The following is a 25,000-nucleotide window of genomic DNA, read 5'->3' on the forward strand; positions in this document are numbered from 1 at the left end:
CGTGATTTGTCCATAGACAACCAGCGTGATAGGGGACTAAACGCCTCAACAGTCACACTTGTCGCCAGATTTTCACAGTGGCATCCCAACTGCCGCTGACTATCAAGCCCTTGTGAGTGTCGCTTACTGCTGACCGAGGCAGTGCACTAATGGCAACGGACCAAACCCAGTTGCTATGACCTGTCAGAGAATGAAGAAGCATTCCGGTTTCTAACGACCAGAGCTTAATCGTAGTATCCTGGCTACCACTAACAAGGGTAGTACCATCAGCACTAATTGCCAGCGTATTAACCGCGCCCTCATGTTGTGTCAGTACTTGCTTGAGTTTGCCGGTAGCCAACGACCATAGGCGAATGGTGTGATCGTCACTAGCACTGGCAAGGATGCGTCCATTGGGGCTAATGGCGATCGCGTTCACGGCATCTTGGTGTCCTTCTAGCACCCGGATTAGCGCTCCTGTTTTGGTATGCCACAGCCGGAGCGTTTTGTCTCGGCTACTACTCACGATCGTTTGACCATCGGGGCTAAAGGCAACGGCAATAACCCAATGGGTATGTCCAGCCAGCACATGCGTCGTTTTGCCCGTCGAAAGATGCCATAGCCGGATTGTTTTGTCCTGACTGCCGCTCGCAAGATACTGCCCATAGGGGCTAAAGCAGACAGCACGTGCCCAATCAGAATGTCCATCCAGCGTTTGCAGGCGATCGCCCGTCTCCCAGTGCCACAGCACTACTTGTCGATCGTTATTACAACTGGCAAGCGTTTGACCATCTGGGCTAACGGCGATTGCACGTACCCAACCTGCTTTGGCTGCCAGTGTTTGTAACACGGTGCCCGTCGTCAGATCCCAGATCTTAATTGTGCGATCGCCGCTGCCACTAGCAACTGTCTTGCCGTCAGGATGGATGGCGACTGACCGCACCCAACTGGTGTGCCCAGCTAGTGTTTGAGTACAGACCCAGTTCGGACTCGGTGTAGAGTTGGATGAAAGTTGAGTAACGGGTTTCTCTGTTTCCAGTTTCGTTGGCTGTTGCCATGAGGGGGGAGGTAATCGCTCTTTAAGGGGCGCTCGTCCGGCTATGTTTAATGGTTGAGCTGTTGACGCAGATAAGGGATCACCCTCAGCCGAGCGGTAAAGTGACTCCACAACCGCTTGCGAGTTGAGGTCATGCAAAACAGCGTCTGCCGATTGGTAGCGCCGTTTCACCGCACCTTGCAGCAGCTTGTCTATAATACTGCCCAAAGCTGGACTCACCGGACGCTTGAGGTGTTGCTGCCATTGCCAAGTGCCCTCTTCAGTATCAAATAAGTCTGCTGGACGTACTTGAGTAAGCAAGTAAATACAGGTGACACCCAGGCTAAAAAGGTCGCTAGCAAACGTTGCTTTGCCAAGTGCTTGCTCTGGTGCGGCAAAGACAGGGCTACCGATACTTGTGCCAGTCTGCAACACATCAGTACTGCTCATGGTCTTTGCTGCACCAAAATCAACCAGCACTAATTGCTGGGTTGCGGCACGACGAATAATGTTCTGCGGTTTAATATCGCGGTGAATGACATGATGGCTATGAACAAAGGCGATCACAGGTAGCAGGTCGTTTAGCAAATGCCAGACCTGCTCTTCGCTAAACGCACCCCTCTTAGAGCTTTCTTGCAAAAGGTTAGAACCATCAATAAACTCTTGCACCAGATACTGATAGTCTGCCTGCTCAAAATGCGCCAGCAGCTCTGGAATTTGCGGGTGTTCTCCTAATAACTCTAGCTGTACCGCTTCACGCCGAAATAATTCTCGAGCGTGTTCTGGGTCATGCACGCTGTAGATTTGCGGAAAAAATTGCTTAATCACGCAGCTTGGTTGCGACGGCTTGTACTCGTCTACTGCCAGAAACGTTCTGCCAAAGCCACCACGAGCGAGCGGCTGTAGCGCTCGATAGCGATCGCCCAGCAGCAGCTTAAACCCACATGTTGAGCAGAACTTAGCCACATCAGGGTTTTGCGGTGAGCGGCAGTAAGGGTTCAGGCAATAGCTCATACAAGGAGCAAAAAAGCTTTATTGTTTATCGTAGATGCTCTACAGCCATCCCTACTTACTTGAATGCTTGAGATGGTTGCCGCAACTATCTCACTAAAAGAGTAATGAATGCCAGTGGCGATCGACTATCGTTTTGGTCGATCGCTATCCGACTGACGCTCTAATTACAAAGCCAAAAAAAGGCAGACTGTGTGTCTGCCTTTACAAAAACGTCTTCATCTCGTGCCTGACAGAACGCTGTAGCTATCTAAAACCAACGGCTGCCTGCCAAACAAACGCTAGCAGCAGAAAAAAGACTGGAATCACTGGTAGAACGTTCACCAGGGGATCAAAAATTGCATATGCCTCAGGCAATTTTGCTAAAAGCAGCGCTGCTTCCATATAACGAATGACCTCTCCAGCAAGAATTTTGGGATTAGCTCCAATTTTACCACGGGACGGATCGTGCTGAAGTTTGAATGTAGGACAGGGATCAAAAGACGTGTGAAGGAGTAAGAGGGTAAAGAATTTAAGCAATAGGAGCGTGAAGGCGTTAGGCATGTAATGCCTTTGCGTTTCTTCGCCCTATCAAGCACGTTACCCATCTAAAGCTAATCATGTCTGTAGCGTGTTAGTCGCCCTACACACTGCTAAGTTTCACTGTCTGTTAGCCAGTGTCCAAATTCTGCTTTAAACGTGCCATTAAGGATAGCGCGGCGAATCGTTTGGGTGAACTGCACTAGCTCAGTAATGTTGTGAATCGAAAGCAGCGTGTAGGCAAGCAACTCTTGCGATCGCAACAAGTGGCTAAGATACGCACGGCTAAAGGTCTTGCACGTGTAGCAGGGACAGGAGGCATCCAGGGCTGTAAAATCTTCACGAAATCTAGCGTTGCGTAAGTTCCATCGATCGCCCTGCACCAGTGCATTGCCATGCCGTGCTAACCGCGTTGGAATCACACAGTCAAAGAGATCAACGCCAGTCGCGATCGCCTGCACCATTTCTCGGTACGTACCAACTCCCATCAAGTAACGTGGCTTGTCAGGAGGTAGTAAAGGAGTTGTCGCCTGCACAATTGCTTGGATCAGGTTCGCTGGTTCCCCAACACTTACGCCACCGATCGCGTATCCCGGTAAATCAAGCTGCGCCAGTTGCTCTGCTGCCAGCCGACGCAAATCAGGATATACTCCCCCTTGCACAATGCCAAACAGCGCTTGATCAGTACGTTCGTGCGCTGCAATACACCGTTTGAGCCAGCGGTAGGTACGATCTGTTGAGTCCATCACAGCATCGTAGCTAGCTGGGTAAGGCGGACATTCGTCAAACGCCATGATGACATCTGCCCCAAGCGCATTTTGAATGGCGATCGAACGCTCTGGTGTCAGGTAAATCATTTGTCCATCGCGTGGCGATCGAAACGTTACGCCAGCTTCAGCGATCGTTCGCATTTCGCTCAAGCTAAACACCTGAAAGCCGCCAGAGTCTGTCAGAATGGGACCATCCCATGCCATAAAGCGATGCAACCCACCCGCCTGAGCTACAATGCTTTCTCCTGGCTGGAGGTGCAGATGGTAGGTGTTTGCCAGCACAAGCTGCGCTCCAGTTGCCCGAAGCTGGTCAGGCGTTACTGTTTTGACATTTGCCAGCGTACCAACCGGCATAAAGCGTGGCGTTTCTACCAATCCGTGTGGCGTGGCAAAGATTCCGGCGCGTGCCTTCGTATCGCAGCACAGTGCTTGGCACGTAAATGTAAAACCAGTAGTCAAGAGTTAGCGATGTAAAAGGATTGCAAGCAGAGTAAAGAAAGTCGGCGTGTGAAGAACGTAAGGTCGGTACAAGTTAGCGGCTAGCTAGCTGGGTTAACAGCAGAGTATCGGTAATGATGCCATTGGGTAATGACTCAACTCTATGCTTTCTAACCTTGTTCTAGGTATCCACTATACGTTCCCAGCATCAAAAAGAAAAATGCTCTTCATCATCAATCTGAACATCCCAATTTGCAGACAGCACCTCTGCAACTACGGCTTCTAGTGCCGCAACGTTAAGGCGATGATGGTTCTGCTCTACCATTGGGTTAGAAAGGGGGATGAGACGGAGTTGACGACCCTCTTGGATAAGGTCAAACCAGGGTTCTTGCTCAGGTGATTTCCCCAGTTCTAAATAGTCAAAACTATGCACGTTCAGGTAAAGTGCATGATTGGCGATGAGGGTTGATCGCTGCGGGTGGGAAAAAACTTCCAACACATGCCCCTCTCCTTCGCCAGTCAGCACGCCATCTTGCCGATGGATGTAGCGAACGCGGCTCAGATCTGCCAGCAGTCGCTGCATATCCTGTTTGTTAACCACTGTGCCTGCGTCGATAATACAAGGTGCTGGTAACGGTTCACTACGAGAAAATTGATCGTGACTCATAAAGAGAACGCCTCTGGTCTAGGTAAGCCGATGGCTCAGGTCGCGAATGTGCAACAACGGAACGACAAATGTCTGAGAAGGTGCAAGACTAAGTTGACTAAATTAAGGGGCTAAGAATTTAGAGTACAGTCAGGAACGCAACTCAGTTAAAGAAAAATGCAACCTGGAGTGGGTGCTAGATAGCCTTAGCGGGTTGTAAAAGAGACAGATTGGCATCAGCTAGTCGCTTCAGTACAGGTGCTTAACGGGCACTAGGCGTTGTCGAGAAATAGTCAGGATGTTTAGTAGTGTACGAAACAATTCTATCCTAAGTTTTTCAACACGCTCCCGCCGGAATTTACTGAATTGACGCGGGACATCTGTTGTTAAAGCACGTTAAAGCGAACAAGCTCCTTAATTATGTCCATAAATGACGAGCGATCGCGTCCGTCCGACCACAGAAAACATCAAGATTTCATCACACGAGTGCTTGGTAAGCAGTGCTTCAATAATTACTGACTTAATCTGGAAGCCAAGTCGTTACGGCTTAGAACGCTCGTTTTGACCAGGGTTGATGCAACTTTCTGTTAACCAACAATCGACTGACAATGCCATCAACCTAGCAGTGCCGCTAGTGTCAACCAGACGACTGAGAATGCTCAAGCAACTTTCGACCTTTCTAGGCGCGATCGCTTTTTATACCTGTCTCCCCGTTCCTCAACAGTGGCTACTTACGTTCAACGGCATTGCACGATGGGCACCGCTCGTTGGGTTGGCGATCGGCAGCCTTATGGGACTGCTTGACTATGGGCTGTCTTATCTGGGAATGCCGCTTCTAACTCGCAGCGCGATCGTTGTAGCAGGCTGGGTTGCGATCACAGGCGGGCTGCATCTAGATGGTGCAATGGATACTGCTGATGGATTAGCAGTCCTAGATCCTCAGCGTCGCCTTCAGGTGATGGCAGACAGCCACACAGGTGCCTTTGGCGCAATGGCAGCAGTGATTATTCTCTTGCTTAAGGTGGCAGCGCTAGCTGATATAGCAACTCATCGCTGGCTTGTGCTGGCGTTAGTGGCGGGTTGGGGACGCTGGGGACAAGTGGTGGCGATCGTCCGTTACCCCTACCTTAAACTCGAAGGTAAGGGTGCTTTTCATAAAGCAGCGTTGCGATCGCACTGGGAAACCGTTCCAACTCTAGTGCTGCTGCTGGCTTTGAGTGCTGTGAAAGGGGCTTTTAGTTCGGTTCCGTGGTTGGCAGTGGGGGTAACAAGTTTGGGTGGAAGTGCGATCGCAATTATGACTGGAATGTGGTTTAACCGCCAGCTTGGTGGGCATACGGGTGATACCTACGGCGCTGTTGTGGAGTGGACAGAGGCACTGTTGTTGTGTTTGCTGACGATCGCTTGAGACACGGTAGAGGATGCAGAAGGAGTGAGAGAGTGAAGGGGTGAAGGAGTGAGAGAGTGAAGGGGTGATAGCTAAATCAACTCAAAGCTCAAAACTCTCCCTATCTTTTCATCCTTGCCAAATCTTTTCGTCCTGACCAACGGTTTCTCTTCTGACTGCCATCCGGTTTAGAATACCTACAGTCACCTTATATAGGCAGTTCAAGCAATGACAGGGCAGCTTCCGATCCCAGTTTTAGTAAATGGTGCAGCGGGCAAAATGGGTCGTGAAGTTGTCAAGGCGATCGCCCAAACGACAGACCTAACCTTGATTGGCGCGGTTGATCGCAGTCCTGAATACCAGGGATTAGATATCGGAGAACTGGCAGGCTGTGGGGAGCTTGAGGTGCCTGTAACCGATCAGTTTGAGCCAATGCTGGCAATGCTGGCTCAAGAAAAGGAACTCGGTGTGATGGTGGATTTTACCCATCCCGACTCGGTATACAGCAATATCCGTTCAGCGATTGCCTATGGTATTCGTCCAGTAGTCGGCACGACAGGCTTGAGCGCCAAGCAACTGCAAGAGCTAGCCGAGTTTGCCGATAAAGCGAGCACGGGTTGTCTAGTCATTCCTAACTTCTCGATCGGCATGGTGTTGCTGCAACAGGCTGCAATTCAGGCATCCCAGCATTTTGAGCATGTCGAAATCATTGAACTGCATCATAATCAGAAGGCGGATGCGCCTAGCGGCACTGCACTACAAACGGCGCAAATGTTAGCGGAATTTGGTAAGACGTTTAACCCGCCTACCGTGCAAGAAACTGAAAAACTTCCGGGCGCACGCGGCAGTGTTGCGGATGCTGAAATTCGGATTCACAGTATTCGTTTACCAGGCTTGATTGCCCATCAGGAAGTGATCTTTGGTGCACCAGGACAGGTGTACACGCTGCGTCATGATACGAGCGATCGAGCGTGCTATATGCCCGGAGTACTGCTGGCGATCCGTAAGGTCATTCAGCTTAAGACACTGGTTTATGGCTTAGAAAAGCTCCTGTAAGACAAGCATTGGTCTTACGCACGGTAATCTTCGTCTGCTTCTTCAGCCTCAGCCTTGGCTTCGCTCACACCTTCTTTGAAGCCACGTAGCGTTTTACCAAGTGCGCTGCCCAGTTCTGGAATCTTCTTAGGGCCAAAGACCAGCACTGCTGCGATGAGAATAATGACAACTTCGGGCCACCCAAGACCAAACATACCTGTCTCCTCTAAGCTAATTGTGAGATGGGGAAATAATGCAATAGGTTCGGCACTATAACCGTGACGTTGCTGTATCCCCTTCATCACTATAGATGGGTAGAGAACACAGAGGGCTAGACAATCTAAAAGGGCAAGGAGTGGCTACGATCGCTGCCTCACCAAAACCCAACCCCTTCTCCCCAATGTTTTCATACAGAGAAGGGGATAAAAGCGAACAACTAGCAGCGATTTAGCTTTCCTTCACCACTTTTAGCTTCTTCCGTTCTGGTGGCAGTGTTACAGAAAACTGACCGGCAAGTTTGACATCCCGCTGCCCTGTCTGAGTTGATGTCATGGGTGCGTTACGGGCAGGCGACTGTGCCTGAATAGCTTGACTAATAGGGTGGTGCAACAGGGTAAGCAAACACGAACAACCTGTGAGCAGCAGCAAGTCCAATTCTTTGCTTAATAGCCGCCGCTGGGCTTTGCGAAAGGGCTGTCCGGGAATGGTTTGCTTCAGTCGTGTGCGCGTCATAGGGTTGCAACTGTCGATAACGGATGGAAGGCTCAGACTCCTCAGTATACCCAAGTCGATCGCAAGCCTGACTAGCTTAGACAGTTTAGGCTGCTAATCGGTTCCTGAGAGACAACCCTATTAGCCTTTAGCTTTTACCTGAAAGCTATGCTGGTCGCTGACCGTTCAAGGACGAGCCATATCACGCATTGCCCCTCGCGCCATTGCGGCGATCGCCTGATCGTTCGCTTTCGGCAGATGGTAATATTTGCCGCCTGCCTGCTGTGCTAGCTCCTTCGCAAACCCAGTGCTAATGAATTTATTCTCAGTGTCGATGACAAGTAGCTGAATACCGAGGGCGCGAATTTTGGCGGCAATGTCGAGCAGTTCAGCTTTGATGTCGGGCTTTTCGTCAGGGGGGATGGTTTCGCCCAGCGATCGCGCCAGCGGTACGTTGCCGCGACCATCTGTGATTGCAACGACGACGACTTGTCCAACATCACCGGACTGTCTAGCGTTCATACCCACTCGTACCGCCTGCGTTAATCCGTGTGCCAGAGGGGAACCACCGCCACAGGGCATGCGATCGAGTCGTCGTTTAGCGGCTTCAATCGATCGAGTTGGTGGCAGTAAGATTTCTGCTTGCTCTCCCCGAAAGGGAATCAGGGAAACCTGATCACGATTCTGGTATGCCTCTGTCAGCAGTCGCAGCACTGCACCTTTTGCCGATTGCATGCGATTTAACGCCATGGAGCCAGACGCATCAACGACGAAGACAACCAGCGCTCCTGCTTTACGTGCTAACCGCTTGGCTCGAATATCTGCTTGCTCAACGAAGACGCGTTTTTTGGGGGGAGTGGGGAGTGGGGAGTGGGGAGTGGGGATCGGGGAAGCCTGACTTCTGATTTCTGACTCCTCTCTTCTTGCCCGTCGCCCTTTCTGATAGGGTGCGGCTGCTCGTAGAGTAGCATCGACCGCAATACGGCGGGCTTTCCCTTTCGGCAACATGGGTTTGACGTAGCGACCGCGATCGTCCGAGAAAATAATTGCACGGCTACCGGATTTGCCCTGACGGGTTGCCGACTGAGCAAAGTAGAGAACGGATGGATCAAGAATTACGCCTTCAGGGTCAAAAATGAACTCTTCGGGAATGGCAGGTGGTTCTTGCTCCTGATCATCACTTTCGTCATCGTCGCGATCGTCCTGCTCTTGCTCATTTTCCTCTTCTGGTTCTTGCTGGTTCTGAGGCGGTGGCGGCGGCGGTGGCGGTGGCTCTTCAGGTGGGGTTTGTACGATAGTCGATCGCGGTACGATGACTAGCTCGACAGCACGGCGCAAGTCATCTGCTGTTACATCCGTGCGACCATCCAACGCGGCATGTGCTTTGGCAACACGCACGGCAAACAGTTCTGCTCGATGCCCCATGACACCGCCTCGAATTGCCTCATTCACCAGATAACCCACCTGCTCAGAGGTAATCTGCACGTCTTTGAGCCATTCTCGCGCTAGCACAATCTGGGTTTTGAGCGAGTCAATGTCGTCGGTGTACTGGGTCAGAAAGGTTTGGGGTGAGTCGGCGTAGCGAGTGGCTTGCTCGACTGCCAATACACGATCGTCCAAGCCCAGCACCATGTCGGCGGAAAGGGCGATCGCAATGCGGTCTAGCAAATGTTCGCGCAAGTCTCCTTCTTCGGGGTTATAGGTAGCAACTAGCAGCGGTTTGCAGGGATGCTGAAAGCTAATGCCCTCGCGCTCAATCTGGTTGCGTCCATCCGTCAAAACGGAGAGTAAGAGGTTAGCTGCTTGATCATCCAGCAGATTGATTTCATCAATGTAAAGCACACCTCGATGCGCTTCTGCCAGTAATCCTGGCTGAAAAACCGTCTCACCCCGCCGAATCGACTGACTAACATCGACTGAACCTAACAGTCGATCTTCGGTAATGCCCAGCGGAATTTGAACGAAAGGCGCGGGGATGATGGTCGTGGGAAAATCTAAAGGCTCAGAGCTAAAGTCTGAAAGATTTGCCTTTATCCTTAAGCCTTTATCCTTAAGCCTTTCCGTCGTCTCATCGTCCCACTCTTCGGGATATAGGGGGTCGCTGTTGAGGGAACCTTCGACAATTTCGATCGGTGGCAACAGGGCATGAAGCGCTCGTGCCATCACTGATTTTGCGGTGCCGCGTCGTCCCGCAATCACCACACCCCCTAAGCCCGGATCGACGGCTGCTAATAAGAGTGCGAGTTTGATGGCTTCCTGCCCTACAACCGCAGCGAGGGGAAAGGCGAGAGAGGCGATCGGAGTGCTAAGTGCAGGCATGAATTTGGTTGACAACGGCAGGCTGGAGTCTAGATTCCAGCATATCAACATACTTCACGCGATGTGCAGCTACGCTCAAATCCCTTACGCTTAATTAATCAGCAGGCATACCGCAGCGATTGCAACAAGACAGCAAAGCTTTTAGCTTTCAAGCGGTAGCGATTTTTAAGTGGCAGCGATCGTGCTCAAGGTTGAGCGCTTGACCTGTGACTCCAGGATGACCGCGTAGAGTTGGCTCGTTTGCAGCAATTCGGTATGGGTGCCTTGTGCCACCAGACGACCTTTATCCATTAGAAAAATTCGATCGGCATTTTGAACCGTGCTGATGCGCTGTGCGACGACAAACGAAGTGCAGGTGCGTTGACGCATAAGGTCATCCAGTGCAGCTTGAATTTGGGCTGCGGTTTGGGCATCGACAGCCGAGGTGCTGTCATCCAAAATTAAGATGCTGTAGTTAGTCAAAAGGGTACGAGCGATCGCTAGCCGCTGTTTTTGCCCACCGGATAAGCCTACGCCACGTTCACCCACGATGGTTTCATACCCTTCAGGTAAGCCCAGGATAAAGTCATGCATTTGAGCGGCTTTGGCAACCTCAATTACCTGCTCTAGCGAGGCATCGGGCTTGGCATAGGCGATGTTCTCGCGGAGCGTACCAGAGAAAAGGGTTGTTTCCTGAAAAACAATGCCAATGCGCGATCGCAGACTTTTGAGGGTGAAATCGCGCACATCGTGTCCATCAATGCGGATAGCACCAGCCGTTGCATCGTAAAAACGTGGAATTAGGTTCATAATCGTACTTTTGCCAGAAGCCGTCATGCCCAGTACGGCAATCAGTTCATTCGGTCTGGTTTCAAAAGAAACGCCTTTAAGCGCTTCGGTGGTAGCGCCAGGATAGCGGAAGGACACGTTCTCGAAGGTGATTCTACCACCGCAGGTTTCAAACGGCACCGCATTGGGTCGATCGCGAATCTCCACTTTTGCATCGACCACTTCATACACGCGCTCGGCGGAGGCTGCTGCTTGGGCGATCGCGGGTGCCGCAAAACCAATCAGCAAAATTGGCTGCAAAATCAACAGCAGGTAAGAATTAAACGCGACCAGTTCCCCAATCGAAAATCTGCCACCAATGACCTCTGCACCGCCATAGCCGAAGACCGCCAACGTCACCAGATTGCTTAACAGGAAGATGAACGGAAATGTATTGCGAATGGCACGAATTGTTTTCATGTTTGCCCGCACTAACGCATCATTCATCTCGGTGTAGCGGGTTGTTTCAGTAGACTCGCGCACAAAGGCTTTAACCACGCGAATACCCAGCAGATTTTCTTGCAGGATAGCGTTGAGGTCGCCCAACTGCTCTTGCACTTGACTAAAGAGTGCGCTGTTACGGGTCAGAAAGTTTGCCAGCAGCCAGCCAGCCAGCGGTACAACGGTCAGCGTAATCAGCGCCAGTCTCCAGTTCATGACCAGCAAAATCACGGCGATCGCCACCAGAGTAACGACTGAGCTGATCACCTGCATCAAACTGGTACTAAGGAAGGCGCGAATTTGCTCAATGTCGCTAGTGACGCGAGTTAGCAGTTGTGACGTTTGCGATTGATCGTGATAGCTAAAGCTGAGATTTTGGATTTTACTGAAAATCTTGTTGCGTAAATCGTAGACAACGCCCTGGGATGCGGCTTCTGCCCAATAACTTTGCCCAAAGTTGAACACGCCACGGGCGATCGCCGCGACCACCATCCACCCAGCACTGTAGAGCACGATCGACAAATTCTGTTTCGCGATGCCCTGATCGATGCCCCACCGAAACAGCTGGGGAGTCGCTGCACTCGCTACCGTCAGCAGTAAGAGACTAACCAACGCACCCACTGCCGTCCAACGGTAAACGCGCAAACTCCCCAGCACGCGCCAAATGGGCTGCATGGATGATGCTTCCTGACGTTCTGTTTGCTGCACCAAAGTTTATACCGCCTTTGTCGCTGTCGATGGCTCAAGCTCTACTACTTACCCGTCAAGATTGTAAGCTGTCCGCAGATCCTTGATTTCTCTAAAAAGTTGAGGATCTGTGGTGGTAAATAATTGCTTGTCTTACGCTAAACGACTGAAAAATATCGCTCTTTTGCGTATATTGCAAAGTTTTTGGGATTACTTGAGTAGTTAAAGAGGTGGCATACCAAATCCTTAATTAGCTCTAGGTTAGCCCCAGCAATGAAGACGCCTAGAAGCTCTTCTGCTCCCTTGTGATAGATGCCTTACTTAAGGAGATTGTAGAGAGGCTTTGGTCTAATTTTGGCTCCCTACTAATCGCTGTAGGTAAACAACTCTTTGTGTAAAGTTATATAAAGAACATTGAAGCCGTTGTTGATGTTGGACGCTCTCAAAACCTTTTTTAGTAGCGGATCGTTTATTCCGCATGGACACTGCTATCTTTGGCAGCCCAGCTTGGTGAGCTTACACGTTATTGCCGACGCGGTGATTGCGATCGCCTACTATTCCATTCCAGTGACGTTGCTCTATCTTGTCCGCAAGCGGCGCGACTTGCCTTTCGACTGGGTGTTTTTGTTGTTTAGCGCCTTTATCATCGCGTGCGGCACCACCCACATTCTGGAAATCTGGACGCTCTGGTATCCCATGTACTGGCTGTCGGGCACCGTGAAAGTGGCTACGGCAGTGATTTCTTTAATTACAGCGTTGGAATTGATACCGCTGCTGCCAAAAGTTCTGTCGCTACCCAGCCCTGCACAGCTAGAGGCGACAAATCGAGAGTTGGAGCGCGAAATTGTGGAACGGAAGCAGGTCGAATTGGCACTCCGTGAGAGTGAAGCTCGGTACCGCGCGATCGTTGAAGATCAAACAGAACTGATCGTCCGCTTTCAGCCAGATGGCACGCTGACCTTTGTCAATGGTGCGTACTGCCGTTACTTTGGGGTGACAAAAGAGGCAGTGATTGGGTCTTGTTACAAGCCGCTAACGTTTGAGGAAGACCATGAACACATCGATCGTCTGGTGCGATCAATGAACCAGGAGAACCCGACTGTAAGTATTGAAAACCGCGTTGTCGCCAATGGCCACATTCGCTGGACGCAGTGGAACAACCGGATGCTGTTTGATGAAGAGGGACGCTTTATCGAGTTTCAGGCGGTTGGGCGTGATATTACTGACCTCAAGGACATAGAAAATGCGCTGCAAGAAAGCCAGCGCTTTGCTCAAAAAATTGCTGACACTAGCCCAGCCGCTATTTATGTCTTTGACTTGATTAAGCAAGACAAAATCTACGTGAATCGCGAAATTGGAGAACACCTCGGTTACACCCTGGATGACATTCAGGCGCTGCAACCCGCTTTTTTGCAGACTGTCATGCACCCAGATGATTTTCTGCCGTGGCAAGCCAACTTCAAACGCTGGGATACTGCAAACGATGGCGAGATCCTCAGCACTGAGTTTCGGATGCAGCATCGTAATGGCGAGTGGCGTTACTTTCAATGCCAGGAAACGCTGTTTGCCCGCACTCCAGACAGATTACCGCAGCAAATTCTGGGTGTTGCCGTTGATATTACAGCTGCAAAACAGTTAGAAGTACTGCGTCAAGCCGAAGAGCAATTACAGGCTTCGTTGACCGAAAAAGATGTCTTGCTGAAGGAAATTCATCATCGAGTCAAAAACAATTTGCAGATTGTCTACAGCTTGCTTCGTTTGCAACAGCGGCGCATTAAAGATCAGCGAGCCGCCAATATTTTACTAGAAAGCCAGAACCGTATTAAATCGATTGCGCTCATTCACGAAAAACTCTATCGATCTGAAACATTAGCCAGCATCAACTTAAGGCAGTACATTCCTACGCTGGCAGCAAGTTTGTTTAGCGCCTACAACATTCACACCAACATCATCACGCTAAAAACGACGATCGATGATGTAGCACTCGATATTGACACTGTGATTCCCTGCGGTTTGATCATCAATGAATTGGTTTCCAATGCGCTTAAGTACGCTTTTCCTAACGATCGCCCTGGTGAAATCGCTATTGCTCTTCATGCGTCAGGCGATCGGGCTGTCAATCTAGTCGTCCGCGACGATGGCGTTGGTATGCCAGCCGAGTTTGAACTAGCCCATACTGATTCGCTAGGGCTAAAGCTGGTCAGAGATCTTGTGCAGCAGCTAGAGGGCAGGCTGCTGCTCAATCGTCATGCTGGTACTGAGTTTAGGATTACGTTTGCAGGAAGTGAAGCATGAGCAGACTAGCCGCTACCGATCGCAAAGGGCAGAGCATTCAAATTCTGATTGTGGAAGATGAAAGTGTCATCGCTGCTGACATCAAAGACTGTCTCGAAAACCTAGGCTATACAGTGCCTGCGATCGCTGTCTCTGGTGAAGGGGCAATTACCACTGCTACAGCACTGCATCCTGATATCGTGCTGATGGATATTCGGCTGAAGGGAGAAATGGATGGCATTCAGGCAGCCGAGCAGATCTGGAGCCGCCTCCGTATTCCGATCATTTATTCTACTGGCTACTCCGATCGCTACACAATGGAACGAGCTAAGGCAACCGGACCCTTTGGTTACGTCCTCAAGCCAATCGAAGAACGCGAACTGTATGTTGCGATCGAAACAGCGCTGCAACGTTACCGTCTGGACAAAGAGTTGCAAGAGCGCGAACAGTGGCTGGCTAGTATTCTGAGAGCGATCGGCGATGGTGTAATTGTGGTCGATGCAGCCAGCCGCATCAAGTTTCTCAATGGCGCTGCCGAGGCTTTAACAGGCTGGCGACAAGAAGAGGCGATCGGTCTCAAGGCGGCAGAAATCTTTCATATCATTCACGAACAAACCCAGGCACCGTTGCCCAACCCAATCGACATAGCTCTGCAAACAGGCAGCTTGGTTTACCTTGCAGACCATACCTTGCTGCGTTCCAAGCTTGGTCATACTTTCCCCATTGCCGATAGCGCGGCTCCGTTTTACAACGATGAAGGCACTATTGCAGGCGTAGTTCTGGTTTTTCGCGATATTACCGAGCGGCGACAAGCAGAAGAACGTAATTTAGCGATCGCGCGGGCATTACAACTTGAAGATCAAATGGTGGAACTCCAGCAAATCAACCAGATCAAAGATGACTTCTTAAATACCGTATCGCACGAATTACGAACGCCCTTGACTAACATCAAAATGGCAGCTCGGATGTTAGAAATTACCTTAGGTCAACGCGGTTGTTTAGCGATGGAAACAGATAGCATTGCTGACTCCACCATCCGTTACTTGAAAGTTCTGAATGACCAGTGCAGCCGTCAATTAAGCCTTGTGAATGATCTTTTAGACTTGCAGCGCTTGAATGCTGATGCGTACAGCATCGAATTAACTACGATTCTCTTTCAACGCTGGCTCCCAGAACTGGTAGAAAACTTTCGAGAGCGTGCCCAAAGCCAGCAGCAACAGCTACACATCAATCTGCCGATCGACCTGCCGCCGATCGTGTCGGATGTCTCCAGCTTAAGTCGGGTACTTACAGAGTTACTTAACAACGCCATCAAATATACGCCACGTGATGAGCACATTACCATTACGATCAGTCTAACCGTAGTGGCTCAACCAACCCCAGCACACAGCTTACAAATGCAAGTTTGCAACTCTGGAGTCGAGATTCCAGCTAGCGAAGTGCCCCACATTTTTGAGCAGTTCCATCGGATTCCTGGCATGGATCTTTGGCGGCAAGGCGGCACTGGCTTGGGGCTAACGCTGGTGAAGAAACTTGTAACTTACTTGGGTGGCTCGATCCAGGTTTCCAGCCAAGACGGACAAACCTGCTTTACAGCCGAACTTCCGGTTCGTCTGGCTGATGCGCCTGTCCCGTCTTCTTAAGCATCCTTAGGGTGTAGGGACGCTGTAGGACAACTTTAATCAACTGTTTCCATGAAAAAAGCTAACTTGTGCCTGGAGCAGCTTTGTATAGATGCATGGGTCAAAGTTGTAAATCTGTTTCCAACATAAAAGCCACCCAACATTGATGTTGAACGGCTTTTATGCTATCGGAGCGGCGAGATTCGAACTCACGACCCCTACTACCCCAAAGTAGTGCGCTACCAAGCTGCGCTACGCCCCGATGTGCTTGCTCAGTATAGCATAACCTGTTAGCTAGTCTCTACCGCACTAAACGACTTCTTTCACGGCTGCTTGTGCCTCTCGACGTAGCCCGGCAGCAATGCGAAAGAGCTCTTGCCCAGTATGCAGGTAAGAGTCATCATAGTTGAGTGTAAAGAACTCAAGCTGCTCAATGCCGTCGTCTACCTGATTAAGGCAGTAATAGAGATGCGCTGCTACACCTGCCAACGTTTTGGGATTGGGGAGAGACTTGAAGATGGTTTCAGCCCGACGGTGGCGATCGCGGCAGTCCTCTAGATAAGTCTGAAACTCTGCCATGAGCGCATCATCAAACGGATCGGCAGCCAGATCGTCAATCTGCTCTTTCAACGGTTTAAGAATTTCCAGTACCAAGCGGTTCACAGGCGTATAGACCTGTTTGAGCCACTGTTGCAGGTGATCGTCTGCCGTTTGGGCTGTTTGTTGCTGTTTGCGATGACGCGCCTGTGCCGCAGCCGTTCGTTGCTGCCGATTGCCCCGTCCGGCTGAAAAACCAGCGTCTTCTAGCTGCGTCAGGTATTGTAGCTGCTGGTCGTAGGATTTGCGATTGTCAGGGTCACCCAGCACTTCGTAGGCAGCATTCACCCGTGCAATCTTTTCGTGGTTTGTAGTTTCCCGATTACTGTCAGGGTGAAACTGCTTTGCTAAGCGACGGTACGCTTGTTTGATCTCTGCCTGCGTTGCGGCTGGGGTAACGTTTAAAGTGCGGTAGTGGTCAGACCTCATGCGCTTGCGTCAGCTTTACCCTCCTAGCATAGCTGGCATGTTTGCATCAGAGTCTTGAAAGAGGGGTGTACTTAAATAGCGTTCGCCAAAACTAGGCTGAATCATGACAATGATTTTTCCTGCATACTCAGGGCGACGACCAACCTGGATGGCTGCATAAAGCGCAGCACCGCTCGAAATACCAGAGAGCAAGCCTTCTTCGCGCGCCAACCGCCGTCCGTAGGCGATCGCATCATCATCCGAAACAGTGATCACTTCATCAATCAGGTTCACATTCAGCACGGGCGGCACAAAGCCAGCACCAATCCCTTGAATTTTGTGGGCACCGGGACGACCGCCCGAAAGAACAGGACTGTTGGCTGGTTCAACTGCGATCGCCTTAAACTCAGGCTTGCGCGACTTAAGCACTTCCGCCACACCCGTAATGGTGCCCCCAGTACCCACGCCCGAAATCATCGCATCAATCTGACCGTCTGTATCCTCCCAAAGTTCTTCTGCCGTTGTTTCGCGATGAATCTGAGGGTTTGCCGGATTACGAAACTGTTGCAGCATATAGGCATTGGGCAGCATATCGACAATCTGCTGTGCCCGCTGAATGCAGCCGCTCATGCCTTCAATTCCTGGTGTTAGCTCTAGCTGTGCGCCATAAGCACGGAGCATTGCCCGCCGCTCTGAACTCATCGTTTCTGGCATGGTCAAGACGAGGCGATAACCTTTTGCTGCTGCTGCCATTGCTAGAGCAATACCCGTATTGCCAGAGGTTGGTTCTACCAACACAGTTTTGCCAGGGGTAATTAGACCTTCTTTCTCTGCCGCATTGATCATGCTGATGCCAATGCGGTCTTTTACCGAAGCAGAGGGGTTCATCCCTTCAAGCTTCACTAAAATTTGCGCCACACAGCCATCTGCCTGAGGCACGCGGTTTAACTGCACGAGAGGCGTGCGACCAATAAGTTCGGTAATGTTCTGAGCTATACGCATGGGCTTAAATGTAATACATGATGTCGAGTTGTCGTCTGGCGCTGCATTTTTCACAGAGGTCTTGCAAGGTGCATTGCTGCAAGACAGCATTTGCAGCTTGGTGCGCTTCCTGCCAAACGTCCAAAATGACGGCGCTTTCTAGGGTTTTTGGCACTACATGAGAGTCAGCTGATTGGGCATCGTTACCTTCCAGGCAGTGCATCACTTCGAGAAGATTAATTTTCCAGGGTTCGCGCGCCAGGATATAGCCGCCTTTTGCGCCTCGCTGCGATCGCACTAAACCACACCGTCTGAGTGTAGCTAATAATTGCTCCAGGTAACGATCAGGAATTTGTTGCTGGGCAGAAATCTGACGGATTTGCAGTGGCTCACCACTGGCATAATGTGATGCCAGTTCAATAAGCGCTAGGATTGCATACTCATTCTTACTAGAAATTTCCACAGGCAAAATTAAATAAAGAGTAGATTGATCTGTTTAAGTCATCACTATCATACTACGGTTCTGTGCTGGGGTTTGTGTGAATTTAAGAAAGTGCATGAAAAAGCCCTGCGATCGCAGGGCTTTTTCATGCACTTACATTTCCGTTACCACTTCTTACTAGCAGTGTGACTAAGTAACTGTTCTAGTGCAGATCATCAGGTCAGATACATAAGTTAGAGGAACAGTGACTACAGCTAGCTAGAACGTAAAGGTTGTGCGTAAAACTCCAATAAAGACATCTGCGTTGGAGTTGTCTCCAGGAATGCCTGCATTTTGGTTAACACTGGGGAGATAAATCACACCGGGAGTAATCGAAATGTTGTCTGTGAGTTGGTACTTGTAGAAAACTTCGATGTGGTAAGCAAAATCCTGACTTCTGCTAGCGAAGGCTGGACTCAAGTTAACAGGGTCAAAATCAGTCCCCCTCAATGTTGGTTCTGCCCCAGCAACAATACCCAGGAAATTACCTTTCTTACCCAGGTTAGGGAAGCCAACTGCAACCGCAAAGTTCCAGATATCTGCGTCACCTAGACCAATAATATTCGCGTCACTATAGCCTAGCCAACCGTTGACAACGATACTAGAGGTTGGCTGAAAAGATGCTTCCACACCAAACGAGTTGCTTTCAACTGGAAACGATCGTCCCCTCAAAAGGGAATTATTGTTTAGGTTGGCAAACGTTGTACCCGTACCACCCAGGTTGAAGTTGTTACCAGCCGTCAGCCCAGGAGTATTGCGCTCGTAACCCCGTACATAAGTTAAACCAAGCTTGAAGCCGCCCGTGTTAAAGACCAACTGCGCCAACGCTGAGTAGTTACCATTAAAGAGACCGGCATCAGGTCCAGGGTTGCTGGCAGTGTTAGAAATGTAGCCAAGGTCGAGCTTGAGGTTATTGCTGAACTTAACGTTAAACCCAACCCCTGCGCCCAAGGGTCCAATGCGGTAGATTGGGTTCCGTTCAGCAAAACGCGAGAGTGCATTCTGCCCGCCGCCATTACCTTCAAAGAAGGGGTTAACTGTATCGGCATAGTAGTGATGCAACGCACCATTCGCAAAAACGTTTGCAAAGATGTTGTTGCCAATGGGGAAGCGGTAATCGAGTGCTTCCAAAGCAACTGCATTGCCGCTATTGTTTGGATCGGTAACTGTGCCATCAGCAGCAGGATTTCCACCGTCGTAGGGTAAGTTCCCTTCGTTAGTACGCTGGTAGTTATTTTGCGCGTTAGGAATGCTGGGATTGCTGAGCAGTCGTGTCGCGTTACCAGCTTGAAGGCGTACTCTCAAGCGATCTTTGCCTGTAAAGCTCGTCAGCAAGTTTAAGCGAATGCGATCGTTAAAGACAGTATTAGTGCCTCCTTGCTGTGGGAAATCACCAAACGCATCTGCGATTGTAAAGATGGCTTCACCAACCAACCTAGTGGTGGTGGAGAATTGCTGCTTCTCAAGCGTTGCTGTTCGTGCTTCTACCGCATCGACACGACCACGCAAGGTCGCCAATTCAGCCGCAAATTCTTCTTGCAGTTTTTGGATTGCTAGCAAATCTTCTTTCTTAGCCAGATCAGCGGTGCCAGCAGCAATCAATTCGTTAATCCGATCCATGCAAGCATTTAAGCCAGCAGCAAACTCATACCGAGTCAGCGCCCGGTTGCCGCGATAGGTACGGTCAGGATAACCAACAATACAGCCATAGCGCTCAACCAGCGATTGCAGTGCTTGGAAAGCCCAGTCCGTTGGCTGCACGTCTGACAACTGAGAAACAGATGTCACCTGACTCACACCATCGGGTTCAACTTTACCTTCAGCGCTGTAAACCGACAGTTGATTCATAGGGGCTGTCGATGCAACAGGCTGAGCTGTTGTTACGGCTGAAGCGTCCGCTGTAAGCGCGGAACTTTCAGAACGCGCCGATGCAGTTAGAGCTTGAGTCTCGCTAGCAATCTTTTCGGTCGCCTTTACAGCCGACGTTGTACTTGCGATCGTAGAAATAACAACAGCAGTACTCAGAAGCGCTGGAGTTGTTAGCAAAGGCTTCCAAAACTGTTTTGACATCATTTCTTTCATTCCCACACACCTCACACTCAAGAGACAAATCCTACTTAAAAGCTGCTGAAAGAACCCATCGAATGGTTTTTTTTCAACTCGTCAGATTTTACACTGACTTAAGCAAAAAAGCTCGAAGCTTAGGTGCTTTTTGATGATTATGCTTTTATAGCAGCCAAAGAGAACGTTAGGACAGGCTTGAACCTTAAGACCTCCTTTGAGCAGGAGCTTCTATTCATCCTTTATCCTTTAGCTATATGTATTGCATTCCTATAAGCAACTGATGCATGAAAAAAGCCCCGTCGCGACGGGGCTTAGTTTATTTATTAACCTGAGCTTTTAGCTCACTAGAACGAGAAGGTTGTCCGAATCACGCCAACATATTGTGTTGCGTTGTCGTTGTTTCCTTCTGGGTTAAAAATGACGATAACGCCGGGTGTAATCGCAATGTTGTTGGTCACTCGGTAGCGGTACAGCGCTTCCACATGATATGTGGTGTCGTCATCAATGCGGCGCAGCCCGTTAGCAGCAATAAAGTCGTTGCCAGTAACTTTCGGTGGAATACCCACGATGATGCCGCCCAAGTTGCCTTTCTTGCCCAGGTCGGGGAAGGCTAAGAAGACAGAACCGTTAAGAACATCGGCTTCATTTGCATTCCCAGCTTGATAGGCTTTGGTGTAGCCAAACCAGCCACCAACAATAAATTTAGGGCTGAGGCGGAACTGCGCTTGCACACCAAACGCATCAGATGATGTGGCTCGACGAATCGCTGCACTGGAAGCAAAGGGGTTAGACGCATACCCACTACCAGTACTTGAGGTGATGTTGACCTCGTTACCAGGGTAGTAAGAGCGAGCATAGGTCAGCGCGACTTCAAGAGCTCTGCTGGGTTTGAGAACGACCTGCCCTAAAGCAGTGTAAGCCCCATTGAAAAGACCATTTGTTGGAGTTGGGTCGTTGCTAAGGGTGTCAGCAATATAGCCGCCTTGAAGAGCGAGAAAATCGCTGAACTTGTACTCAAACGTAAAACCAGCGCCGTTTGCATTGCTCCGGTAGATGGGGCTAAACCGTCCAAAACGGGATAGTGCGCCATTACCACTGCTTGTGAAGGGGCTTAGGGTACTAACAAGACCGTTATAAAATTCGTTGCCAACTGCATCAACCTGCAATCTAAAGTTGTTGCTTAGAGCAAAACGGTAGAAGACCTTACTGACTTCAAGAGAGTTTGAGTTGTTGCCATCAAAACCTAACCGCGTTTCATTCGTTCCAGTAAAGGCAGCACCCGAAAAAGGCGTGATGTTGCGTGCCTGCAAGCGAATCCGCAACTGATCCTTACCAGTAAAGCTGCTGTCTAAGTTTAGGCGAACACGATCGGCAAAAATGGTTTCTGTGTTGTCGTTCTCGGTTGTTCCAGGAATCAGGGTGCCATTACCGGTTCTGGTTGCGCTATCGCCGAAGGTGTCTGCGATCGTAAAGATGGCTTCACCAACCAGCTTGGTGGTGGTAGAGAATTGCTGCTTCTCCAGCGTTGCTGTCCGTGCTTCTACCGCATCAACACGACCGCGCAGCGTAGCTAGTTCAGCCGCAAATTCTTCTTGAAGCTTTTGAACCGCTAAAAGGTCTTCTTTTTTAACTAAATCAGCCGTACCAGCAGCAATCAACTCGTTGATCCGATCCATGCAAGCATTTAAGCCAGCAGCAAACTCATACCGAGTCAGCGCTCGGTTGCCACGATAGGTACGGTCAGGATAACCAACAATACAGCCATAGCGCTCAACCAGCGATTGCAGTGCTTGGAAAGCCCAGTCGGTCGGCTGCACATCTGACAACTGAGAAACAGATGTCACTTGACCTGCAATCCCTGTTGCTGCTAAATCAGCAGTAGCCTCATTTTCTTGAGCTGACGCTGTTGTAGCAGACTGCGTTGGTGCTGGCTCTGCATTAGCGATCGTTGCATCAGCAATCTTTGTTGCTTCCACAGGAGTTGCCGCTTCCACTACAGGCTCTGTAGCTTCTACTGGAGACACTGGTACGGTTGCTGTTTCAGCAGCATTAGCGGCAATGCTTGTAGCTGCGATTGCAGATACTGCGATCGTTGCACCCAAAAGAGAGGGGACTGCCAACAAAGGCTTCCAAAATTTTCTTGACATCATTGCTTTCACACTCACACCTTAAAGACAAAAGATTCCGTTTACAGACCGTCCACATTACTCATCAACACGCTGTTCCTCGACAACTTCTCTGATTCAGAGAGAAGCTAGAAACCTCAACAAAAGTAATGGTTTAGAAGGGTCACTCAAGAGACGATTTTGCAATCTGCAATACCACTCTGTTGGATAGTACTACCGACCTTCTCTACTGATTATTAGGGACGATGGTTAACAGGACTTTAAATATATACACTATTTCCCTGGTTATTTTCTAGCACTTGTTTTAGAAAGGTAAACTCTTAAGGTTTTCAGTAAAAATCATCACATAAAGCTGGTAAAAATTGTTACAAGCAAGAAAACCATAAAAAAAGCTCTCCGTGTAAAGGGAGAGCTTTCAAAGCTAACGGTACAAAAGCCTCTGCAACTAGTGCAAAGAGGCTTTCTATGTAGAGTTAGAACGTAAAGGTCGTTCTTAAAGTACCGATGAAGATGTCTGAGCTGTTGTTGACTTGACCAGGGTTGATCACGTAGATAACACCAGGCGTAATCGAGATGTTATCAGTCAACTGATATCTGTAGAACGCCTCAAGGTGAATTGGCTCAGAGTTGCCTGTCCCCCGACCTAGCTGTTGGCTGTTGCCCAGGTAAGGTTCAACCCCTGCCATCAGACCCAGCAAGTTACCCTTTTTGCCAAAGTCAGCAAAGGCAAGACCGATACCATATGTCCAGATATCACCTGCATCAAAACCATCGCCCACTTTGTCAGCTTCAATGTACGAACCAAAGGCATTCACCGAGATGTTTCTGCCAAGGTTGATTGACCCTGAAATACCGTAGGCATTCACTCTGGACGAGGTGAATGTGCCATTGGGGTTAAGAAACGCTAGGTTTGCCAGGCTTGTACCCACAACTGCACCACCGCTACCGGTATCAAAGATCGCACCACGACGATACGCATTAACGTAGGTGAGACCAATGGAGAAGAAATCAGTATTGAAGGCAACTTGAGCTAAAGCGGAGTAGCTACCGTTGAACAAACCGTTCTTCTCAGCAGGGTTATTCGCTCCAAAAGCAGCCGCTGGTGGCTGAAGAGTTCCGCCCTCTGCGTTCAAAGTGGAGTTGTCTGCCAAATAACCAAGGCTGATCTTGAAGTTGTTGGTGAGATCAAAGTTTACACCAAGACCCGAACCACCACCAATGTTGTAAATTGGGTTGCGTTGAGCAAAAACGCTAAGTGGTCCAGACCCACCATCAAAGCCTTCCATCAGACCTGACTGAGTAGGAGCGTAGTCATATTGCAGACCTGCGAAGGCTGGAACATAAACACTAATCTTTTCACCCAATGGGAAGTAGTAAGCAACCCAGTCAGCGAAGACTTGGTTGTTGTTTGTACTACCAAACTGGAATGTCTGTAGACCAACGCCTGAGAAGTCATCCCCAAGGTTGAAAGATCTAAAGTTACCAGCCGCAAGACGAGTGACCAGCAAGTCTTTACCCGTAAAGCTGGTGTTGAGAGCTAAACGAACCCGGTCTTGGAACACAGTCTCGTTGCTTCTTGGCTGACCGAACTCGTCGGTGATAGCGAAGATTACTTCACCCGAGAGCTTGGTGGTAGTTGAGAACTGTTGCTTCTCAAGGGTTGCTGTCCGAGCTTCTAGAGAATCAACGCGACCACGAAGGGTTGCCAATTCAGCCGCAAACTCTTCCTGTAGCTTTTGCAGCACAGCCAAGTCTTCTTTCTTCACCAAATCGGCAGTGCCAGCAGCTATGAGTTCATTGACGCGATCGAGGCAGGCATTTAAGCCAGCCGCAAACTCGTAACGGGTGGTAGCACGATTACCACGGTAGGTACGGTCAGGATAACCAGCAATACAACCGTAGCGCTCGACCAACGATTGCAACGCTTGGAATGCCCAATCGGTTGGCTGAACATCAGAAAGTTGAGAAACCGAAGTTACTTGAGCATTGGAGGTACGACCTTCGCGGGTATACCGATTGATTTGATTCAGAGAGTTCGAGGGCGACTCAGAAAGAGCAGGCTCAGAGGCTGCGGGAGCTGCTTGTGCAACTTCTACTGATGCAGGTAAAGCTTTTGGCTCTAAGCTGGTGACCGCACGATCAGACGCAATCGGTGCAACATCTGAAGCAGATACTTCTGGTGCAGCAATCTGTGGCGCAGCAGCCAGTGAAAGAGGCTGAAGGGCTGAAGCTTGAGACTGCACAACATCGTTTGTTGCTTTAGCTTCAGTTGCAATCGCGGATGTAGACACTGCCAGAGCAGCAGCAAGAACTGCGGGGCTAACTAGCAGAGATTTCAAGAAGAGATTCGACATGACGGTAATTTATCCTCCACACACCAATACAGAGCAACTGTCAAGGTTGCTTGTAACTACAGATTGTCTAGCAAGCTGACGTACTCAAGCGTAATCAACATTAGACTCTAGAGCAAGAGCATTTTGTCCTGCTAGCTACACTCTTGAAGGTATCATACCCAATATTTCGCTTTGTGTCTCTAGCTTAGGCATAAAAGTTGTACTAATTTTGCAGCGAGTTTTGGCTGGCAGGAGGAAAGTCTAGCGTGAAGGGTAAACAAGGGGGTAAAGAAGTAAAGGGCAGATGAATGGAGAGAAAAGAGATGTG

Annotated in this window: 18 protein-coding genes and 1 tRNA gene; 4 read left to right on the forward strand and 15 right to left on the reverse strand. The window is 49.8% G+C overall.

Annotated elements, in window-relative coordinates; all coding sequences use genetic code 11:
• Positions 1-52: 52 nt before the first annotated feature.
• From H6F86_RS00740 to H6F86_RS00755, 4 genes are all read right to left on the reverse strand, one after another.
• Positions 53-2,029, reverse strand: a complete 1,977-nt coding sequence (locus H6F86_RS00740; RefSeq protein WP_190446223.1) for a serine/threonine-protein kinase — start codon at positions 2,027-2,029, stop codon at positions 53-55.
• Positions 2,030-2,272: 243 nt separating this feature from the next.
• The gene (locus H6F86_RS00745; RefSeq protein WP_068815178.1) at positions 2,273-2,410 is read right to left on the reverse strand and encodes a photosystem II reaction center protein K; all 138 of its coding nucleotides are present in this window, start codon (positions 2,408-2,410) and stop codon (positions 2,273-2,275) included.
• 248 nt (positions 2,411-2,658) lie between these two features.
• The gene (tgt, locus tag H6F86_RS00750; RefSeq protein WP_190446224.1) at positions 2,659-3,774 is read right to left on the reverse strand and encodes a tRNA guanosine(34) transglycosylase Tgt; all 1,116 of its coding nucleotides are present in this window, start codon (positions 3,772-3,774) and stop codon (positions 2,659-2,661) included.
• Between the two features lie 187 nt (positions 3,775-3,961).
• On the reverse strand, positions 3,962-4,420 hold the full coding sequence (locus H6F86_RS00755) for a hypothetical protein (protein WP_190446225.1): 459 nt from the start codon (positions 4,418-4,420) through the stop codon (positions 3,962-3,964).
• 634 nt (positions 4,421-5,054) lie between these two features.
• Here H6F86_RS00755 and cobS point away from each other — a divergent pair.
• Both cobS and dapB read left to right on the forward strand, forming a co-directional pair.
• Positions 5,055-5,807, forward strand: a complete 753-nt coding sequence (cobS, locus tag H6F86_RS00760; RefSeq protein WP_190446289.1) for an adenosylcobinamide-GDP ribazoletransferase — start codon at positions 5,055-5,057, stop codon at positions 5,805-5,807.
• A 207-nt stretch (positions 5,808-6,014) separates the two neighbouring features.
• On the forward strand, positions 6,015-6,842 hold the full coding sequence (dapB, locus tag H6F86_RS00765) for a 4-hydroxy-tetrahydrodipicolinate reductase (RefSeq protein ID WP_190446226.1): 828 nt from the start codon (positions 6,015-6,017) through the stop codon (positions 6,840-6,842).
• A 14-nt stretch (positions 6,843-6,856) separates the two neighbouring features.
• On the opposite strand, the gene tatA is transcribed toward dapB, so the two are convergent.
• The 4 genes from tatA to H6F86_RS00785 all read right to left on the reverse strand — a co-directional run bounded on the left by tatA (position 6,857) and on the right by H6F86_RS00785 (position 11,807).
• The gene (gene tatA / locus H6F86_RS00770; protein WP_347240058.1) at positions 6,857-7,123 is read right to left on the reverse strand and encodes a twin-arginine translocase TatA/TatE family subunit; all 267 of its coding nucleotides are present in this window, start codon (positions 7,121-7,123) and stop codon (positions 6,857-6,859) included.
• Between the two features lie 145 nt (positions 7,124-7,268).
• Complete coding sequence (locus H6F86_RS00775) at positions 7,269-7,553, reverse strand: hypothetical protein (protein WP_190446228.1); 285 nt, start codon at positions 7,551-7,553, stop codon at positions 7,269-7,271.
• Between the two features lie 165 nt (positions 7,554-7,718).
• Positions 7,719-9,851 carry a magnesium chelatase ATPase subunit D gene (gene bchD, locus H6F86_RS00780; protein ID WP_190446229.1) on the reverse strand — a complete coding sequence of 711 codons (2,133 nt, stop codon included), beginning with the start codon at positions 9,849-9,851 and terminating at the stop codon, positions 7,719-7,721.
• Between the two features lie 165 nt (positions 9,852-10,016).
• Positions 10,017-11,807 (reverse strand): ABC transporter ATP-binding protein, encoded by a 1,791-nt coding sequence (locus tag H6F86_RS00785; RefSeq protein WP_347240061.1) that lies wholly within the window; start codon positions 11,805-11,807, stop codon positions 10,017-10,019.
• A 408-nt stretch (positions 11,808-12,215) separates the two neighbouring features.
• On the opposite strand from H6F86_RS00785, the gene H6F86_RS00790 reads away from it, so the two are divergent.
• Both H6F86_RS00790 and H6F86_RS00795 read left to right on the forward strand, forming a co-directional pair.
• A complete protein-coding gene (locus tag H6F86_RS00790) occupies positions 12,216-14,081 on the forward strand; it encodes a PAS domain S-box protein (protein WP_190446230.1) in 1,866 nt (621 codons plus the stop codon).
• Positions 14,078-15,703: an ATP-binding protein gene (locus tag H6F86_RS00795; RefSeq protein ID WP_190446231.1), complete on the forward strand. Its 1,626-nt coding sequence runs from the start codon at positions 14,078-14,080 to the stop codon at positions 15,701-15,703. The genes H6F86_RS00790 and H6F86_RS00795 overlap by 4 nt, the downstream gene beginning before the upstream one ends.
• Positions 15,704-15,870: 167 nt before the next feature.
• Here H6F86_RS00795 and H6F86_RS00800 read toward each other — a convergent pair.
• From H6F86_RS00800 to H6F86_RS00830, 7 genes are all read right to left on the reverse strand, one after another.
• A tRNA-Pro gene (locus tag H6F86_RS00800) sits at positions 15,871-15,944 on the reverse strand.
• 47 nt (positions 15,945-15,991) lie between these two features.
• Positions 15,992-16,708, reverse strand: coding sequence for a J domain-containing protein (locus H6F86_RS00805; RefSeq protein ID WP_190446232.1), 717 nt, complete (start codon positions 16,706-16,708; stop codon positions 15,992-15,994).
• Between the two features lie 15 nt (positions 16,709-16,723).
• The gene (gene cysK / locus H6F86_RS00810) at positions 16,724-17,689 is read right to left on the reverse strand and encodes a cysteine synthase A (RefSeq protein ID WP_190446233.1); all 966 of its coding nucleotides are present in this window, start codon (positions 17,687-17,689) and stop codon (positions 16,724-16,726) included.
• A gap of 4 nt (positions 17,690-17,693) precedes the next feature.
• The gene (locus H6F86_RS00815; RefSeq protein WP_190446234.1) at positions 17,694-18,131 is read right to left on the reverse strand and encodes an Rrf2 family transcriptional regulator; all 438 of its coding nucleotides are present in this window, start codon (positions 18,129-18,131) and stop codon (positions 17,694-17,696) included.
• Between the two features lie 237 nt (positions 18,132-18,368).
• On the reverse strand, positions 18,369-20,231 hold the full coding sequence (locus H6F86_RS00820; RefSeq protein ID WP_242033300.1) for an iron uptake porin: 1,863 nt from the start codon (positions 20,229-20,231) through the stop codon (positions 18,369-18,371).
• Between the two features lie 326 nt (positions 20,232-20,557).
• The gene (locus tag H6F86_RS00825; protein WP_242033301.1) at positions 20,558-22,363 is read right to left on the reverse strand and encodes an iron uptake porin; all 1,806 of its coding nucleotides are present in this window, start codon (positions 22,361-22,363) and stop codon (positions 20,558-20,560) included.
• A gap of 449 nt (positions 22,364-22,812) precedes the next feature.
• A complete protein-coding gene (locus H6F86_RS00830) occupies positions 22,813-24,693 on the reverse strand; it encodes an iron uptake porin (protein ID WP_190446235.1) in 1,881 nt (626 codons plus the stop codon).
• Positions 24,694-25,000 lie beyond the last annotated feature (307 nt).

Origin of the sequence: Phormidium sp. FACHB-592, assembly GCF_014695795.1 — a bacterium.
Lineage (GTDB): Bacteria > Cyanobacteriota > Cyanobacteriia > Leptolyngbyales > Leptolyngbyaceae > Stenomitos.

Coding starts and splice junctions, on each gene's coding strand:
- H6F86_RS00745 (WP_068815178.1), bottom strand. CDS start 2,410: ATGGAAGCAGCGCTGCTTTTAGCAAAATTGCCTGAGGCATATGCAATT.
- H6F86_RS00755 (WP_190446225.1), bottom strand. CDS start 4,420: ATGAGTCACGATCAATTTTCTCGTAGTGAACCGTTACCAGCACCTTGT.
- cobS (WP_190446289.1), top strand. CDS start 5,055: ATGCTCAAGCAACTTTCGACCTTTCTAGGCGCGATCGCTTTTTATACC.
- bchD (WP_190446229.1), bottom strand. CDS start 9,851: ATGCCTGCACTTAGCACTCCGATCGCCTCTCTCGCCTTTCCCCTCGCT.
- cysK (WP_190446233.1), bottom strand. CDS start 17,689: ATGCGTATAGCTCAGAACATTACCGAACTTATTGGTCGCACGCCTCTC.
- H6F86_RS00830 (WP_190446235.1), bottom strand. CDS start 24,693: ATGTCGAATCTCTTCTTGAAATCTCTGCTAGTTAGCCCCGCAGTTCTT.
- H6F86_RS00825 (WP_242033301.1), bottom strand. CDS start 22,363: ATGATGTCAAGAAAATTTTGGAAGCCTTTGTTGGCAGTCCCCTCTCTT.
- H6F86_RS00820 (WP_242033300.1), bottom strand. CDS start 20,231: ATGAAAGAAATGATGTCAAAACAGTTTTGGAAGCCTTTGCTAACAACT.
- dapB (WP_190446226.1), top strand. CDS start 6,015: ATGACAGGGCAGCTTCCGATCCCAGTTTTAGTAAATGGTGCAGCGGGC.
- H6F86_RS00795 (WP_190446231.1), top strand. CDS start 14,078: ATGAGCAGACTAGCCGCTACCGATCGCAAAGGGCAGAGCATTCAAATT.
- H6F86_RS00775 (WP_190446228.1), bottom strand. CDS start 7,553: ATGACGCGCACACGACTGAAGCAAACCATTCCCGGACAGCCCTTTCGC.
- H6F86_RS00740 (WP_190446223.1), bottom strand. CDS start 2,029: ATGAGCTATTGCCTGAACCCTTACTGCCGCTCACCGCAAAACCCTGAT.
- H6F86_RS00805 (WP_190446232.1), bottom strand. CDS start 16,708: ATGAGGTCTGACCACTACCGCACTTTAAACGTTACCCCAGCCGCAACG.
- H6F86_RS00790 (WP_190446230.1), top strand. CDS start 12,216: ATGTTGGACGCTCTCAAAACCTTTTTTAGTAGCGGATCGTTTATTCCG.
- tatA (WP_347240058.1), bottom strand. CDS start 7,123: ATGAAGGGGATACAGCAACGTCACGGTTATAGTGCCGAACCTATTGCA.